Below are 15563 nucleotides of genomic sequence, written 5' to 3'. Positions count from 1 at the left end.
GCCATGCAGAGCCGGTATGCGTTTTTCGCAGAGGCCGCTGTGACCTGGAGCACAGGGGCGGCGGGCGCCGGCGCCGCTTTTCTGGGCGCCTGCAGAATCCTCTCCCCGGATCGGCGCGACGCGCTTGCGGCGCGCCCCCGGTCCGGGCCACTCCTTGGGCGTCCCGTTAGGGGCGTTTCCTCCCTAGACTTCGGCCGCGCGGGACCGCGCGGCCTTTCTTTTTGCCCGCGGCGTCTCCACCGCGACTGCACACCGCGTGGCCGAGGGCTGCATTACCGCGAATTATGTTGGCCGGCGTCGCGTCCCCGGCGAGAAGGGGGCGCGTGTCGACCGGCGCTTGAGGGAGCGCCGCTCTGGAGAGCCTGTCCGCGTGCTTAGCCTGCTTGCCTCCGCCTCGGTCCTGGCCGCCGGACCGTCGCTCGCCGCGCCCGAGCTGCCCGTCCTGCCGCCGATCCGGCGCGAGGCCCAGATCACCTATGTGGACCGCACCGGCGCGGTGATTGGGGTGCGCGGCGGCCGTTTCGCGCCGCCCGTGGACCTGGCGAAGCTGCCGACCCACGTGCCCGCGGCCTTCGTGGCCATCGAGGACCGCAGGTTCTGGGAGCATACCGGCTTCGACCCCCGCGGCATCGCCCGGGCCATCGTGGTGGCGGCGGGCGAGGGGCGGGCGACGCAGGGCGCCTCGACCATCACCCAGCAGCTGGCGCGCCACCTCTACCTCAACCAGGACCGTACGCTCGAGCGCAAGGCGACCGAGGTGCTCTACGCCGTGCAGCTGGAGCGGACCTACAGCAAGCGCCAGATCCTCGGCATGTACCTGAGCCGGGTCTACTTCGGCTCCGGCGCCTACGGCCTGGAGGCCGCGGCCCAGCGCTACTTCAACAAGCCGGCGGCGAAGCTGACCATCGCCGAGTCCGCCATGCTGGCCGGGGTCCTGAAGTCGCCGGTCAACTACCACCCCGTGGAGCAGGCCGAGGCGAGCTGGAGCCGGGCGAAGCTGGTCATGGACATCATGGTCGAGACCGGCGCGATCACACCGGCGCAGCGGTCCCAGGCGGCGGCGAAGAAGCCGACGGTCTGGCAGACCGCGCCGAACGCGCCCGCCCAGTACTTCATCGACTGGCTGGACGGCGAGACCCGCCGGCTGGTCGGCAATCCCAAGCAGGACCTGGTGATCGAGACCACGCTCGACGCCCAGCTCGAGCGCGCCGCGGCCAGCGCCGCGCGCCGGGTGGTGGGCGCCAGCGCGCCGTCCGCCCAGGCGGCGGTGGTGTCGGTGGACGGCGCGGGCCGGGTGCGGGCCATGGTCGGCGGCCTCGACTACGCCAAGGCGCCCTACAACCGCGCAGCGGTCGCCAAGCGCCAGGCGGGCTCGGCCTGGAAGCCGTTCGTCTACCTGACCGCGCTGGAGGCCGGCTGGACGCCGGAGATGCCGGTGGTGGACGAGCCGGTGACGATCGGCGCCTGGAGCCCGCAGAACTACGACGAGGGCTTCCTGGGGCCGATCACCCTGGAGCGCGCCGTGGCCTCCTCGGTGAACACCGTGGCCGCGCGCACCGCCGACCTGGTGGGGCGGCCGGCGATCGCGCAGACCGCCCGCCGGCTGGGCGTCGCCTCCACCGTCAACACCGATCCGGCCATGGCGCTCGGCACTAGCCTGGTGACGCCCCTGGAGATGACCCAGGCCTATGCGGTGTTCGCCAACGGCGGCCATCGGGTGCAGGCCTATGGCATCGAGCGCATCCGCACGCCGGCCGGCAAGCTGCTCTACCAGCGCAGCCCGCCGACCTGGACGCCGGTCACGGCCAATCCGGCGCTGAGCAACCTGAACCGCATGCTGCGGGCGGTGATCGCCACCGGCACCGGCCAGCGGGCGGCCATCCCCGGCTATGATCTCGCCGGCAAGACCGGCACCACCTCCGACTACAAGGACGCCTGGTTCTGCGGCTACACCGGGGGTTTCGCCACCTGCGCCTGGATCGGCCGGGACGACAACGCGCCCATGGGCCGGATCACCGGCGGCGGCGCGCCGGCGGAGCTGTGGAAGGGCGTCATGACGACGGCGGTCAAGCGCCTGCCGATGCAGCCGATCCCGGCCGGGCGCGCCCCGCCGCCGCCCGAGCCGCAGGTTTTGCAGGCCTCCGGGCCGGAGCCTTCCGAGACGCTGGAGGAGCCGGAGGCGGATGCCGAGACGCCGCCCATCCGCTGACGCGCCTTGACCCGCGGCCTTCCTGCCGCCAAGCGGGGAGGACCTTGGGGGAGGGGCAGATGGCGATAGCGGCGGCGCCTGGCGGCGCGTCTCACCGGCGGATCCTGACGGCGAGCCTGGTCGGGACGGCGGTCGAGTTCTACGACTTCTACATCTACGCCACCGCGGCCTCGCTGGTGTTCGGCCATCTGTTCTTCCCGCAGGCCTCGGCCTCGGCCCAGCTGATGAGCGCCTACGCCACCTTCGCGCTCGCCTTCTTCGCCCGGCCGATGGGCGCGGCCTTCTTCGGCCACTTCGGCGACCGCATCGGGCGCAAGTCGACCCTGGTGGCCTCCCTGCTGCTGATGGGCGGCTCGACGGTCGCCATCGCCTTCCTCCCGACCTACGAGATGGCGGGCTGGCTCGCGCCGTTCCTCCTATGCGTGCTGCGCTTCGGCCAGGGCTTCGGCCTGGGCGGCGAGTGGGGCGGGGCGGCCCTGCTGGCGGTGGAGAACGCCCCGCCGGGCTGGCGGGCGCGGTTCGGCATGTTCCCGCAGCTCGGCGCGCCGGTGGGGTTCATCGCCGCCAACGGCCTGTTCCTGATCCTCGGGGCCCTGCTGAGCCCCGCCCAGTTCATGGCCTGGGGCTGGCGGATTCCGTTCCTGCTGAGCGTCGTGCTGGTCGGCGTGGGCCTGTGGGTGCGGCTGAAGCTCACCGAGACGCCGGCGTTCGCGGCGGCGCTGAAGGCGGCCCCGCCGCCGCAGGTCCCCTTCGCCGAGCTGTTCCGCCGCCACGCGCTCGCGACCCTGGGCGGGACCTTCGCGGTGGTGGCCTGTTTCGCGATCTTCTACCTGACCACGGCGTTCGCCCTCGGCTATGGCACGACCCGGCTGGGCTATGGCCGCGAGACCTTCCTGGGCGTGCAGCTCGGGGCCATCGGCTTCATGGCGGCCGGGATCGTGTTCGCGGGCTACTGGGCCGACGCCACCACGCCGCGCCGCGTGCTGATGGCCGGCTGCATCCTGACGGTGGGGACCGGCCTGCTGCTCGGGCCGATGCTGGGCTCGGGCTCCCTGTTCCTGATCTGGGCCTTCCTGTCGCTCGGCCTCGTCATGATGGGGCTGGTCTACGGACCGCTTGGCGCCTTCCTGCCCAGCCTGTTCCCGGCGCGGGTGCGCTACACGGGCGTGTCGGTGGCGTTCAACGTCGGGGGCATCCTGGGCGGCGGGCTGACCCCGATGGCGGCCCAGGCGCTGGCCGACCGCGGCGGACTGACCTTCGTCGGCTTCTACCTCAGCGCCGCGGCCCTGATCAGCTTCCTGGCCCTCATGGCCCTCAAGCCGAAGGCTGACGCTTTGGATTAGAAGCGGCCCACGTAGTTCTCGGCGAACAAGGTCTGGGCGGCGCGCGACGTCCGGAGCTGGTCGAGTTCCGCGCGCTGCAGACGCCCGTCGAAGGGATCGGCGCCGGCCGTCCGGTGGGTCAGGTCCGTGAACCACCAGGAAAAGCGCACCGCCTTCCAGGCCCGCGCCAGCGCCTGGCCGGAATAGGCGGCGAGCAGGGCCCCGTCGCCGTGCTTGTGCTGGGCGATCAGCGCCTCGGCCAGCAGGCCCACGTCGGCGGCGGCGAGGTTAAGGCCCTTCGCGCCAGTGGGCGGGACGACGTGGGCGGCGTCGCCGGCCAGGAACAGCCGGCCCCACTGCATCGGCTCGATGACATGGCTGCGCAGGGGCACGATCGAGCGCTCGAGCGCGTAGTCCGGCGTCAGGTGGGCGGCCGCGTCGGGACCCAGCCGGCGGGCCAGCTCCTCCCAGAACCGCGCCTCGGGCCAGTCCTCCAGAGTTTCGTGAGCGTCGACCTGCAGGTAGTAGCGGCTGCGGGTCGGCGAGCGCATGGAGGCGAGCGCGAAGCCGCGGGCGCTCTCCGCATAGATCAGCTCGGCGGCGCAGGGCGGCACGTCCGCGAGGACGCCCAGCCAGGCGGCGCTGCCGTGACGCTCGTAGAGGCGGGTGACGCCGGTCGGCAGGGCGGCGCGGGCCGCGCCGTGCTGGCCGTCGCAGCCGGCGACGTGGTCGCAGTCGATGCGGTGGTCGACGCCGTGCTTCTGCCAGGTGACGTAGGGCCGCTCGCCGTCGAGGTCGTGCAGCAGCACGTGCTCGGCCTCGTAGACGACCGGGGAGAGGTGGGCGTCGGCGGCGGCGAACAGGTCGTGGGTGATCTCGGTCTGGCCGTAGACGGTGACGCCGGCCCCGGTGAGGTCGCGCAGGTCGATGCGGAAGCGGCGGCCGTCCACCGCCAGTTCAACGCCGTCGTGGGTGAGGCCTTCCCTGTGGAGGCGGTCGGCGACGCCGGCCTTCTCCAGCAGGGCGACCGTACCGGGCTCGAGGACGCCTGCGCGGACGCGGGCCTCGACGTGGGCGCGGGTCTGGCGTTCGAGGACGATGCTCTCCACGCCGCCCAGGCGCAGCAACTGCTGCAGCAGGAGCCCCGCGGGCCCCGCGCCGATGATGGCGACCTGGGTGCGGTCGCTGTGCACGGGCCTAGGCGTTCTCGAGGATCAGGTGTCCCACCGCCGTATTGGAGGCGGGCACATGGTAGAAGCGGTGGGCCACCCGCACCTGCTCGTGCAGGGCGCCCCGCATGATCAGCCACATGACCAGTTCGATCCCCTCGGAGCCGGCCTCGCGCACATAGTCGATGTGCGGGACCTTCGACTGGCCCACTGGATCATCAATCAGCCGATCGAGGAAGGCGTTGTCGAACTCGCGGTTGATCAGGCCGGCGCGGGGGCCCTGAAGCTGGTGGCTCATCCCGCCGGTGCCGAAGACCACCACCTTGAGATCCTCGGGGAAGCTCTCGACGGCCTTCCGGATCGCCCTGCCCAGGTTGAAGCAGCGGTTGCCGGTGGGCGGCGGGTACTGGACCACGTTCACCGCCAGCGGGATGACCTTGCAGGGCCAGGCTTCGGGCTGGCCGAACATCAGCGACAGCGGCACGGTGAGGCCGTGGTCGACGTCCATCCGGTTGACGATGGTCATGTCGAACTCGTCGAGGATCAGGCTCTCGGCCAGGTGCCAGGCGAGCTCCGGATGGCCCTTCACCACGGGCACGGGCCTGGGGCCCCAGCCCTCGTCGGCCGGCTGGAACTCGTCCGCGCAGCCGATGGCGAAGGTGGGGATCAGCTCCAGCGAGAAGGCCGAGGCGTGGTCGTTGTAGACCAGGATGACGACGTCCGGCTTCTCCCGGGCGATCCAGGCCTTGGAGGCTTCGTAGCCGGCGAACACCGGCTGCCAGTAGGGCTCGCCGGCCTTGCCGTTGTCGAGGGCGGCGCCGATGGCGGGCACGTGGCTGGTGGCGACGCCGGCGGTGATCCTGGCCACTAGCGCGGCTCCTTCTTCGAGCGGTTGCCTTCGATGGAGCGGCCGCCCTTCAGCATCATCTCGGCGTATTCCGGCTGGGTGACCCCGCTCATGATCGCGGCGATCTGCTGGAAGGAGAGGCCGTCGGCCGCGGCGATCTTGGAGGTGAAGTAGATGTTGCCGCCGAGCGCGATCATGCCGTTCCAGTCGCGCCGGAGGACGGCGTCCTTCTGCTCTTCCGTCATCGGCCAGCGGTCGAGATAGCCGCGCTCGTCGGCCTTGAAGGCCGCCCGGTTCTCCGCCTTCATCAGCGACATGCAGAACTGGTTGAGGTGGAAGCCGCGCCGGGACTGCTCGGCGTCGAAGACGGTGGTGCCGGGGATGTCGTGATAGGGCTTCTCGGTCATCTCAGTCGGCCCAGTAGAGGCGCATGGGGTTGTCCACGAGGAGCCGGCGCCGCAGGTCCTCGGTCACCGCGAACTTGGGGATCTGGTCCACCAGCACGCCGTCGTCGACCATGTGGCCCTTGAGGTTCGGGTGCGGCCAGTCGGTGCCCCAGAGCACGCGGTCGGGGAAGGTCTCGACGATCTCGCGCTGGAACGGGACCACGTCGTCGTAGGGCGGTCCCGCGAGGCTGAGCCGCTCGGGGCAGGAGACCTTGGACCAGACGTCCTCGTCCTCGCCCATCCAGTCGACGAAGGCGCGCCACTGCGGGTGGTCCGTCCCGAGCTTCACGTCCGGGCGGCCCATGTGGTCGACGACGACCCTGGTCGGCAGCGACGAGAACAGCGGCTTCAGCTCGGCCAGGTCCGGGGCCTCGAAATAGACCACCACGTGCCAGCCGAAGGGCGCCACCTTGCCGGCGATGCGGCGCAGCACCTCGTGCGGGGTGAAGTCGGCCAGCCGGCGCAGGAAGTTGAACCGCACGCCGCGGACGCCGGCCTCGTGGAGCTCGGCGAGCTCCGCCTCGGTGATCTCCTCGCCGACCGTGGCGACGCCGCGCGCCATGCCGTTGGATGCGCGCACCGCGTCGACCGTCGCCCGGTTGTCCTTCCCATGGCAGGTGGCCTGGACGATCACGTTTCGGCTGAAGCCCAGGTGGTCGCGCAGCGCAAAGAGCTGGGCCTTGGAGGCGTCGCAGGGCGTGTACTTCCGCTCCGGTGCGAAAGGGAACTCGGCGGCCGGCCCGAACACGTGGCAGTGGGCGTCCACCGCGCCCGGCGGCGGGACATAGGCCGGCTTCCTTGGGCTCCGATGCCAGACCAGCCAGTCCGGATCCATGACCTGGGGCCTGTCGGCGACGCTCATCGGCCTTGGGCCTTCAGGATGGCGTCGAGCCGCGGATAGACCCGCCGCGCATTGCCCTCGAACACCTTGCGCTTGTCGGCGTCGGAGATCGGCAGGGCGTCGATGTAGCGCTTGGTGTCGTCGAAGAAGTGGCCGGTCTCCGGATCGATCCCGCGTACCGCGCCGACCATCTCCGACCCGAACAGGATGTTGTCGACGTCGATCACCCGGAACAGCAGGTCGATGCCCGGCTGGTGGTAGACGCAGGTGTCGAAGAACACGTTCCTCATCACGTGCTCCCGCAGCGGCGGCCGCTTCAGCATGTCGGCCAGGCCCCGGTAGCGGCCCCAGTGGTAGGGCACGGCGCCGCCGCCGTGCGGGATGATGAACCGCAGGGTCGGGAAGTCCCGGAAGAGGTCGCCCTCGAGGAACTGCATGAAGGCGGTGGTGTCGGCATTGATGTAGTGGGCGCCGGTGGCGTGGAAGTTGTGGTTGCAGGACCCCGAGACGTGGACCATGGCCGGCACGTCCAGCTCGACCATCTTCTCGAAGAACGGATACCAGGAGCGCGCGGTCAGCGGGTCGCTCGTCCAGTGGCCGCCGGACGGGTCGGGGTTCAGGTTGCAGCCGACGAAGCCCAGTTCGGTGACGCAGCGCTCCAGCTCGGCGATGGAGTTGGCGATCGGGGCGCCCGGCGACTGCGGCAGCTGGCAGACGCCGACGAAGGTCTCGGGGAACAGGTCGACCACCCGCTTGATCAGATCGTTGCAGCGCCGGGTCCAGGCCTGGCTGACCGCCTCGTCGCCGATGTGGTGGGCCATGGTCGAGGCGCGCGGCGAGAAGATGGTCATGTCCGCGCCGCGTTCGCGGATCAGGCGCAGCTGGTTCTTCTCGATGGTCTCGCGGATCTCGTCGTCGGAGATTTCGGGATAGGCGGGATCGATGTCGCCGCCGGCCTTGAAGGCGGCCTTCTGGGCGTCGCGCCAGGCGTCGTGCGGCGCGGGCGCGGTGGTGTAGTGGCCGTGGCAGTCGATGATCATCGGCCGAGGTCCCTGTTGATGGCGTCGAGCATGGCGGCGAGGTCGTCGGACAGGGCGCTGCGGTGACCGGCCGCCCAGTCCTGGCGCTCGGCGATGGCCCGGCTCATCAGCGGCGGGACCTGCGCCTCGGCGACCGTGCGCGCCGCCTCGCGCATCTCCTCGGCGCGACGGGTCCCGTGCTCCAGCGAGCGGGAGATCATGTACTGGGCGGTGCGGTTCCAGTCCGGCAGGGGCAGGAGATCGGACAGGCTGTCCAGCACCACCTGCTCGACGCCGTAGTGGCGCGCGGCGAGCAGGGACTCGGTGAGCAGGGCCTCGACGCCCTTGATCATCACCGAGCGGCAGAGCTTGGTCGCCGCGGCCTGGCCGATCACCTCGGAATAGGCCTGCGCGCCGGCGAAGCCGAGGCCGTCGGCGGCCTGGAGGAAGGCGCGGGCGTGCGGACCGCCCAGCAGCATGGGCGAGGCGATGCGCTTCGGCCCGATCGGGCTCATCACCGCGGCCTCGACATAACGGCCGCCGGCCGCGTGGATCGCCTCGGCCGAGGCGGTCTTCTGGCCCGGCGAGCAGGAATTGAGATCGAGGAAGAAGGCGCCCGGCTCCAGGCCTTCGCCGACGGACCGCGCAGCTTCGAGGTCCCGGGCGGCGGTCACCGCGCTGACGACCAGCTGGGCGCCGCGGACCGCGCCGGCGGCGCTTTCGGCCGCCCGAACCTGGAAGCGGGGCAGGGCGCGGGAGGGGATCGAGTCCGGATCGGGAAAGCCGATATCCCAGGCGGCGAGATCAGCCTTGCCGGCCAGATCCTCGGCGAGCGTCTGGCCCACTTCGCCGAAGCCGATCAGGGCGATGCGGGTCAGGTTGGTCATCGGCCGCCCCAGACGGCTTTCGGCACATAGACCTCGCCGCGCATCAGGCGCCGCGCGGTGCGCAGCAGGGCGGCGCGGCGGACCTTCAGCCCGCCCTCCTCCATCGCCGTCTCCATGGCGACGGTGAAGAAGCCGGTGGGGTGCTCCACATCAATGGAGCCGGGGTCGGCAACCTGGGCCACGCCGTCGGCGACCGAGCCCGGCAGGACGCAGGCGGTGGCGACGCTGACGGCGCCGAAGACGCCGATCGCCTCGTGGACCCGGTGCGGGATGAAGTTGCGGGTGCAGACCGCGCCGCCGTGCTGGGCCGGGGCGATCAGGCACATCTTCGGCACGGTCTTCTTCGCCACGTCGCCGAGGTTCATGCGCGGGCCGATCTGCAGCCGGATCGCCTCGACCCGGGCCTTCAGCTCGGCGTCGGCCTCCAGCTCTTCCGGCGTCTCGTAGCCGGTCTTGCCGAAGTCTGCGGCTCGCATGACGACCACGGGCATGCCGTTGTCGATGGCGGTGAGCGCGATGCCGTCGACCACGTCGCGGGCGTTGCCGGTCGGCAGCAGCGCGCCGCAGGACGAGCCCGCCACGTCGAGGAAGTCGATGGGGATGGGCGCGGCGGTCCCCGGCACGCCGTCGATGCGGGCCTCGCCGTCGTAGCGCACCCGGCCTCCAGGGGTCTGGATGGCGGCGGCGGCGAGGCTCTTGGTGTTGAGCATATTGATGCGGACGGTGGTGACGCCGTCCTGCGCCGCCACCAGTCCCTCCTCGATGGCGAAGGGGCCGACCCCGGCCAGCAGGTTGCCGCAGTTCTGGCCCGCGTCGATGCGCGGCTCGTCCACCACCGCCTGCAGGAACAGGTAATCCACGTCGGCGTCCGGATGGGTGGACCGGCCGACCACGGCGATCTTGCTGGTCAGCGGGTGGGCCCCGCCCAGACCGTCGATCTGGCGCGGGTCGGGGGAGCCCATGGCGGCCAGCAGGACGGCGTCGCGGGTCGCGACATCCGCCGGCAGGTCCTGGCTGCGGAAGTAGAGGCCCTTGGAGGTGCCGCCGCGCATGACCGTGCAGGGGATCGCCGTCTGGGTCATGGGCTCAGCCTTCCGGCGCCTCGTCCACGTAGCGCAGGCCCTTTTCGGCGAGCCGCTCGCGCATGCCGTAGATGTCGAGGCCGAGTTCGCCGGCCTCGAAGCGGGCGCGCTTGTCGCCCTCGTTGGCCTCGCGCTTGCGGGCGGCCTCGGCGACGGCTCCGGCCTCCGCGCGGCGGACCACGCAGACCCCGTCGTCGTCCGCCACGATCACGTCGCCGGGGTTGATCAGGGCGCCGGCGCAGACCAGCGGCAGGTTCACGTCGCCGAGCGTCTCCTTGACCGTGCCCTGGGCGAAGATCGCCTTCGACCAGACCGGGAAGCCCATCTCGGTCAGCACCGCCACGTCGCGCACGCCGGCGTCGATGACCAGGCCGCGCACGCCGCGGGCCTTCAGGGAGGTGGCCAGGAGGTCGCCGAAATAGCCGTCCTCGCAGGGGGAGGTGGGGGCGACCACCAGCACGTCGCCGGCCTGGCACTGCTCCACGGCCACGTGAATCATCCAGTTGTCGCCCGGCGCGACCGAGCAGGTGACCGCCGAGCCGGCGATGGCGGCCGGCCGGTAGATCGGGCGCATGTAGCTGGCGAGCAGTCCCTTGCGGCCCTGGGCCTCGTGGACGGTAGCCACGCCCTGGCCGGCGAGGGCGTCGATGACCGATGGGTCGGCTCGGGGGATGTTGCGGACGACGAGGGCCATCAGAGGAGGCTCTTCTCGATGACGTCGAGGGTGCGGTAGGCGGGCAGCACCTGGGCGACGGAGGCGTTGGGCTCGCGGCCCTCGCGGATGGCGGCGAAGAACTCCCGGTCCTGCAGTTCGATGCCGTTCATGGACACGTCCACCTGCGAGACGTCGATCGGCTGTTCCTTGCCGTCCACCAGGTCGTCGTATCGGGCGATGTAGGTGCCGTTGTCGCAGATGTAGCGGAAGAAGGTGCCGAGCGGCCCGTCGTTGTTGAACGATAGGCTGAGCGTGCAGATGGCGCCGGAGGCGACCTTCATCTGGATCGACATGTCCATGGCGATGCCGAGCTCGGGATGCATCGGCCCCTGGACGCCGCGGGCGACGGAGATCGGCTCGCCGGTCTGGTAGCTGAACAGGTCGACGGTGTGGGCCGCGTGGTGCCAGAGGAGGTGGTCGGTCCAGGAGCGCGGCTGGCCGAGCGCGTTCAGGTTCTTCCGGCGGAAGAAGTAGGTCTGCACGTCCATCTGCTGGACCTTCAGCTCGCCGGCCCGGATGCGCCGGTGGATCCACTGGTGGGACGGGTTGAACCGCCGGGTGTGGCCGGCCATGGCGACCAGGCCGGAGCGCTTCGCCACCTCGGCCAGGCGCTCGGCGTCCGCCAGGTTGTCGGCCATCGGGATCTCGACCTGCACATGCTTGCCGGCCTCCAGGCACTGGATGGCCTGGGCGGCGTGCATCTGGGTGGGCGTGGCGAGGATCGCGGCCTCGACCCCGGGCTGGGCCAGGGCCTCGGCGAGGTCGGTGGTCCAGTGGGGGATGGCGAACCGCTCGGCGACCTCTCGGGTGGAGTCCGGGCTGCCGCCGGCGAGGCTCACGACCTCCACGCCGTCGATCTTCTGCATCGCCTCCAGGTGCTTGATCCCGAAGGCGCCTTGCCCGGCCATGACCACTTTCACGGGGCGTTCTCCCTGGTTCGCCGATCTCCGCCGGCCGCTGACGCAAGAATGTACAAACTGGATAGTTCGGCAAGCGCCGCCGTTACGGCGCCACGTACCGCAGGATCATCTCCGTCACCGATTCCCGGCGCGCGGCCGTGGCGCCGGGCGAGGCCATGTCGACCTTGAAGATGGTGGAGAAGGTATGCCGGTTGGCGACGTTGAAGAAGCACAGGGCGCTGATCGACATGTGCAGGTCGACCGGATCGAGGTCGCGGCGCATGACCCCTTCGCGGATCCCACGCTCCACGATGGAGCGCAGGGTGTCGATGGCGGCCATGCCCTCCTGCTGCGTCCGGGAGAGCCGGGCGATGTGCTCGCCCTTGTGGATGTTCTCCACCATGACGAGGCGGACGAAGTCGGTGTTGGTGAGCTGGTGGTCGAAGGTGAACCGCACGTGCCGGGCCAGCGCCTCCAGCGGCGGGCGGCCCGCCAGGTCCTGGGCGGCCTCGATGTCGCGGATGCGGCGGTAGCAGTCCTCGAGGACGGCCCGGTACAGGCCCTCCTTGCTCTCGAAATAGTAGTAGATCATCCGTTTCGAGGTGCGGGTGCGCTCGGCGATCTCGTCGATCCGGGCGCCGGAGAGGCCCTTCTCGGAGAACTCGTGGGTGGCGACCTCCAGGATGTCGGCGCGGGTCCGGTCCGGGTCGTTGGTGCGGGTGCGCGCCTTCGGCTGTGCGGGCATGCCGCGCGGCGGCGCCTCGGTCCCGGCCTTCCGCTTCACCCCCTGCCGCGCCACGTCGCCTCCAAGGTCAGCCCCGAGGCGGCATAGTACGCCGAGGCGGCGCGGGAAAGCGAACGGACCGCGGCGGGGGAGGCCGCCGCGGTCCGGGCGCGCCTACCAGCGGCGGCCGTAGCCGTCGTAGCGGTAGTCGCGATGGTTGTTGTCGTTCAGGGCGTCGGCGATGATCAGGCCGATGATGCCCGTGGCGATGGCCGCCATGACGATGTCGCCGTTGTCCGAGCGGTAGTAGCGGTAGCCCGGGCGCGGCGGCGGCAGGCGGTAGCGGTGGTAGTCGCTGATGTAGTAGCCGCGGTTGTTGTAGTACGGGTACCGCTGGCCCGTGCGCCAGCGGCTCGAGCGGTGGCCGTAGGCGTTGCCGCGACGGTTGTCATAGCGGTCATACTGGTCGGGGCGGCCGTCGCGGTCGCGGTCGCGGTTCCATTCCCGACGGTCCGGACGCCCGTCGCGATCGGAATCGCGCTCGTAGCGGCCATAGCCGCCGTAGCCGTAGGGCTGGGCGGACGCCGCGGCGCCAGCAAAGGTCATCGCGGCGGCGGCGGCGATCAGAAGGGCTTTCTTCATGGCGATCTCCTCAGTTGCAGCCACCCTCGCACAGCCTCGCTGAACGGAGCTGCGCCCCGGTCGTTCACCTGGGCTTCAGGTCCCTGAACGGCGCAGCCCTCAGAAGAACAGCTTGCGGAAGCTGATCCGGACCGTCCGGCCCAGCGGGTCGACGAGGTCCGGCTGGTAGCTGACCGGCGTCACCCCGTCGGCGTCGCGGACGTCGAGCCGCGCGTCGAACAGGTTGTCCACGGACAGGGTCGCCCGCGCGCCGCGCAGCCACGGCCGGCCGCGCGCCCAGGGCTGCTGGCCGAGGTCGGCGAACAGCCGGACGTTGACGGTGGCGAGGTCGGAGAACTCCAGGTCCTGGCCGCCGAACCGGGCGCCGTCCACCTCGGTGCCGCTCTGCCAGCGGGCGGTCACCCGCGCGCCGAGGCCGTTCCTGGACACGCCGGCCTGGGCTTCCACCTCGTGACGGGGCTGGCCGCCACCGGCGCCGACCGCCGAGCCGTCGAGCAGGTCGAGGACGGGCACGCCGGGCCGGATGAAGATCTCCTCCTGCAGGCGCACGGTGTGGAAGACGGCGAGTTGCAGGGCGCCGGCGCCACGCCCGCCGCCCCGGAACCCGCCACCGCCGCCGGGGCCGCGCCGCGGGCCGTCGCCCCCGGCCCGGGGACCGGCCGGAGCCTGGCTGCCCTCGCCCTGGGCGGCGCGCTGGCGGGGGACGCCGCCGGGCGGCCGGGTCGGGCCGAGCGGCTTGGAGTAGTGGAAGCCCCAGCGCACCTCCTCGCGGTCCTGCCGCTCGAAGTTCACCGGCCGGCTGTCGATACGGACGAGCTCCCCGGCCTCGCGGGTGAACCGGTCGGGAAAGGCCCGCTCGATCTCCGCGGTCGCCGTCGGGAAGGACGCGATCACGTCCCGGATCCGGGTGCGGACGTAGTCCGCCCGGAGGGTCAGGTCGTGGTCATCCAGCGGCTTCCAGTTGACGCCGAGCTTCATGACGCGCCGGTTGTCAGCCAGCAGGAACGGATTGCCGCCCTCGGCGCGGGTGACCTCCACCGTCGTGCCGGTGAGGTAGTCGAAGACCCGGACGTTCTCGGTCTCGATCTCGGGATCGCCGAGCTGCTGGATCGTCGGCGCGCCGTCCTCCTCGGTGACCGAGGCGATGATCCGCAGGTCCTCGAGCGGCGACCAGTTGATCCCGGCGCCGACGGTCGTCAGCGTGCCGAAGTCCGACAGCTCCTCCACCGCGGCGTTGAGGTTCGCCGACAGGTTGCCGACGGCGCCGAGGAACACGTCCCGGCGGGTGAGGGGGATGTCGAGGTTGGCCTGGGCGCGGGCGATGTCGCGGGAGAGGTCGGCGTCGCGCCGGACGCCCCGGCGGATGGACTCGCTCTCGAACTGGCGCGTCTCCAGGCCGAGCGTGAAGGCGGTCGTCACCTGGCCGGCCGGCAGCTCGAACAGGGAGCCGTTCACGAGGCCCTCGGCGTCGGCGGAGGTGACGACGGAGCGGGCCCGGTCGGGCGCTCGGTAGGCGAGGGTGTCCGCGTCGATCGCCCGCTCGGTGACCGTGCGGGTCTCGCTGCGGTCGGCGTTGGCGGTGACAGACCAGCGCCAGCCGGACACCGCCCCGTTGGCGGCGGCGCCGAGGTGCGCGCTCCAGGTGTCGCCCTGGCGGGTCAGCACGTCGAGCCCGAACGGATTGGCGGGCGGCAGGACGAGGCCGCCGGCGGCGAGACCCAGCCGGCCTTCGCTCTCGGTCATCTCCAGGCGGCCGTTCAGGGTTCCGGAGACGCCCTCGGCGAGCGGGCGGGTCAGCACGGCGTTCAGCGAGGCCTGGCTGGATTCGCCGAGCAGCGTCCGGTAGGGCGCCTCGTCCGGCGCGCCGGCGACGAGGTCGTCGGCCGGGCGGATGTCGCGCTCGCTCTCGAACAGCGGCGTCGAGCGGGCGGCCTTCAGGTCGACCTGCAGGCGGGTGTCGCGCTGGATGCGGAGCGCGTTGACGTTGGCGTCGAAGGTTTCGCGGCCGCCCGCCGTGGCGACGCGCGCGCCGGCCTCGGTCGTCAGCGCCCGGAAGCGGGGGCGCAGGACGAAGTTCACGACCCGCTGGTCGGCCCGGTAGCCGTACTTCAGCGCGACCTCTTCGGGCAGGATGTCGACGCGCAGGATCGCTTCCGGCGGCAGGTCGCGGATCTCGGAGAAGGAGGAGATGCGCTGGCCGTTGACGAGGGTGATCGGCCGGCCGCCGCCGCGGCCGCGTCCGCTGCCGGTCTGAGGGGCGAGCGCGTCGAGCAGCTCGGCGACGGAGCTGACGCCGAGCGCGCGGATCTCGCGGGGCCCGAGCTGGATCTCCGGCGGGATGTCGCCGACGACGGCGCCGCGCTGCTCGCGGGTCTCGGCGACGACGACGAGCTCCTCGACGACGGCGTCCACGTCCTCGTCGGCGTAGGACTCGGCGGGAGCCGTGGCCTGGGCGAACGCGGGGCCGGCCAAGGCAGCGGCGGCGGCGCAGGTCAGGAGGGACAGGCGCAGGCGCGCGCCCGCGCCGGGCGTCTTCAGCTCGATCACTCTCTCTACTCTCCTCGGTGACTTGGGCGCCGGCGCCGCGGGCATGCCCTCGGGCGCAGAAACTCGCGAGCGGCGGAAGGGATCACACAAGCTTGGCCCCGGTGTGTCGCCTGCGTATCCGCGCGTTGCAGAAATGCGCCGGAGGCATGGCGCTTCGCCGTCCGAAAACCGCCAATACCTGCCCATAAATGTCCGAAAACCGCGAGACTTGCGG

At 71.5% G+C, this 15563-nt stretch carries 14 protein-coding genes; 2 read left to right on the top strand and 12 right to left on the bottom strand.

Annotated features, from left to right (window positions below):
• Nucleotides 1-370: 370 nt before the first annotated feature.
• Together V7Z97_RS07820 and V7Z97_RS07815 are read left to right on the top strand one after the other, a co-directional pair.
• The gene (locus V7Z97_RS07820) at nt 371-2209 is read left to right on the top strand and encodes a transglycosylase domain-containing protein (RefSeq protein WP_334162574.1); all 1839 of its coding nucleotides are present in this window, start codon (nt 371-373) and stop codon (nt 2207-2209) included.
• A 59-nt stretch (nt 2210-2268) separates the two neighbouring features.
• Nucleotides 2269-3552 carry an MFS transporter gene (locus tag V7Z97_RS07815; RefSeq protein WP_334162573.1) on the top strand — a complete coding sequence of 428 codons (1284 nt, stop codon included), beginning with the start codon at nt 2269-2271 and terminating at the stop codon, nt 3550-3552.
• Here the strand turns inward: V7Z97_RS07815 and pobA are convergent.
• The 12 genes from pobA to V7Z97_RS07755 all read right to left on the bottom strand — a co-directional run bounded on the left by pobA (nt 3549) and on the right by V7Z97_RS07755 (nt 15349).
• A complete protein-coding gene (gene pobA / locus V7Z97_RS07810; RefSeq protein ID WP_334162572.1) occupies nt 3549-4724 on the bottom strand; it encodes a 4-hydroxybenzoate 3-monooxygenase in 1176 nt (391 codons plus the stop codon). The genes V7Z97_RS07815 and pobA overlap by 4 nt on opposite strands.
• A 4-nt stretch (nt 4725-4728) precedes the next feature.
• Nucleotides 4729-5568, bottom strand: coding sequence for a class III extradiol dioxygenase subunit beta (locus tag V7Z97_RS07805; protein WP_334162571.1), 840 nt, complete (start codon nt 5566-5568; stop codon nt 4729-4731).
• Nucleotides 5568-5954: a protocatechuate 4,5-dioxygenase subunit alpha gene (gene ligA / locus V7Z97_RS07800; protein ID WP_334162568.1), complete on the bottom strand. Its 387-nt coding sequence runs from the start codon at nt 5952-5954 to the stop codon at nt 5568-5570. The genes V7Z97_RS07805 and ligA overlap by 1 nt, the downstream gene beginning before the upstream one ends.
• A gap of 1 nt (nt 5955) precedes the next feature.
• Nucleotides 5956-6855 (bottom strand): amidohydrolase family protein, encoded by a 900-nt coding sequence (locus V7Z97_RS07795; RefSeq protein WP_334162567.1) that lies wholly within the window; start codon nt 6853-6855, stop codon nt 5956-5958.
• On the bottom strand, nt 6852-7874 hold the full coding sequence (locus tag V7Z97_RS07790; RefSeq protein ID WP_334162566.1) for an amidohydrolase family protein: 1023 nt from the start codon (nt 7872-7874) through the stop codon (nt 6852-6854). Before V7Z97_RS07790 ends, V7Z97_RS07795 begins: the two co-directional genes overlap by 4 nt.
• On the bottom strand, nt 7871-8740 hold the full coding sequence (locus V7Z97_RS07785; RefSeq protein ID WP_334162565.1) for a DUF1932 domain-containing protein: 870 nt from the start codon (nt 8738-8740) through the stop codon (nt 7871-7873). The genes V7Z97_RS07790 and V7Z97_RS07785 overlap by 4 nt, the downstream gene beginning before the upstream one ends.
• Nucleotides 8737-9822 carry a 4-oxalomesaconate tautomerase gene (locus tag V7Z97_RS07780; RefSeq protein WP_334162563.1) on the bottom strand — a complete coding sequence of 362 codons (1086 nt, stop codon included), beginning with the start codon at nt 9820-9822 and terminating at the stop codon, nt 8737-8739. The genes V7Z97_RS07785 and V7Z97_RS07780 overlap by 4 nt, the downstream gene beginning before the upstream one ends.
• A gap of 4 nt (nt 9823-9826) precedes the next feature.
• Entirely contained in the window at nt 9827-10516 is a 690-nt protein-coding gene (locus tag V7Z97_RS07775; protein WP_334162561.1) for a 4-carboxy-4-hydroxy-2-oxoadipate aldolase/oxaloacetate decarboxylase, read from the bottom strand.
• Entirely contained in the window at nt 10516-11457 is a 942-nt protein-coding gene (locus V7Z97_RS07770; RefSeq protein WP_334162559.1) for a Gfo/Idh/MocA family oxidoreductase, read from the bottom strand. The genes V7Z97_RS07775 and V7Z97_RS07770 overlap by 1 nt, the downstream gene beginning before the upstream one ends.
• Before the next feature lie 82 nt (nt 11458-11539).
• Nucleotides 11540-12235, bottom strand: a complete 696-nt coding sequence (locus V7Z97_RS07765; RefSeq protein WP_334162557.1) for a TetR/AcrR family transcriptional regulator — start codon at nt 12233-12235, stop codon at nt 11540-11542.
• A 99-nt stretch (nt 12236-12334) separates the two neighbouring features.
• Nucleotides 12335-12802 (bottom strand): RcnB family protein, encoded by a 468-nt coding sequence (locus V7Z97_RS07760; RefSeq protein WP_334162555.1) that lies wholly within the window; start codon nt 12800-12802, stop codon nt 12335-12337.
• A 99-nt stretch (nt 12803-12901) separates the two neighbouring features.
• Complete coding sequence (locus V7Z97_RS07755; protein ID WP_334162553.1) at nt 12902-15349, bottom strand: TonB-dependent receptor; 2448 nt, start codon at nt 15347-15349, stop codon at nt 12902-12904.
• Nucleotides 15350-15563 lie beyond the last annotated feature (214 nt).

Source organism: Phenylobacterium sp. (assembly GCF_036821595.1).
GTDB lineage: Bacteria > Pseudomonadota > Alphaproteobacteria > Caulobacterales > Caulobacteraceae > Phenylobacterium.
The sequence above is the reverse complement of the archived record's forward strand: the minus strand, read 5'-3'. Positions and strand labels throughout refer to the sequence as shown.

Coding starts and splice junctions, on each gene's coding strand:
- V7Z97_RS07815 (WP_334162573.1), top strand. CDS start 2,269: ATGGCGATAGCGGCGGCGCCTGGCGGCGCGTCTCACCGGCGGATCCTG.
- ligA (WP_334162568.1), bottom strand. CDS start 5,954: ATGACCGAGAAGCCCTATCACGACATCCCCGGCACCACCGTCTTCGAC.
- V7Z97_RS07795 (WP_334162567.1), bottom strand. CDS start 6,855: ATGAGCGTCGCCGACAGGCCCCAGGTCATGGATCCGGACTGGCTGGTC.
- V7Z97_RS07790 (WP_334162566.1), bottom strand. CDS start 7,874: ATGATCATCGACTGCCACGGCCACTACACCACCGCGCCCGCGCCGCAC.
- V7Z97_RS07785 (WP_334162565.1), bottom strand. CDS start 8,740: ATGACCAACCTGACCCGCATCGCCCTGATCGGCTTCGGCGAAGTGGGC.
- V7Z97_RS07780 (WP_334162563.1), bottom strand. CDS start 9,822: ATGACCCAGACGGCGATCCCCTGCACGGTCATGCGCGGCGGCACCTCC.
- V7Z97_RS07775 (WP_334162561.1), bottom strand. CDS start 10,516: ATGGCCCTCGTCGTCCGCAACATCCCCCGAGCCGACCCATCGGTCATC.
- V7Z97_RS07760 (WP_334162555.1), bottom strand. CDS start 12,802: ATGAAGAAAGCCCTTCTGATCGCCGCCGCCGCCGCGATGACCTTTGCT.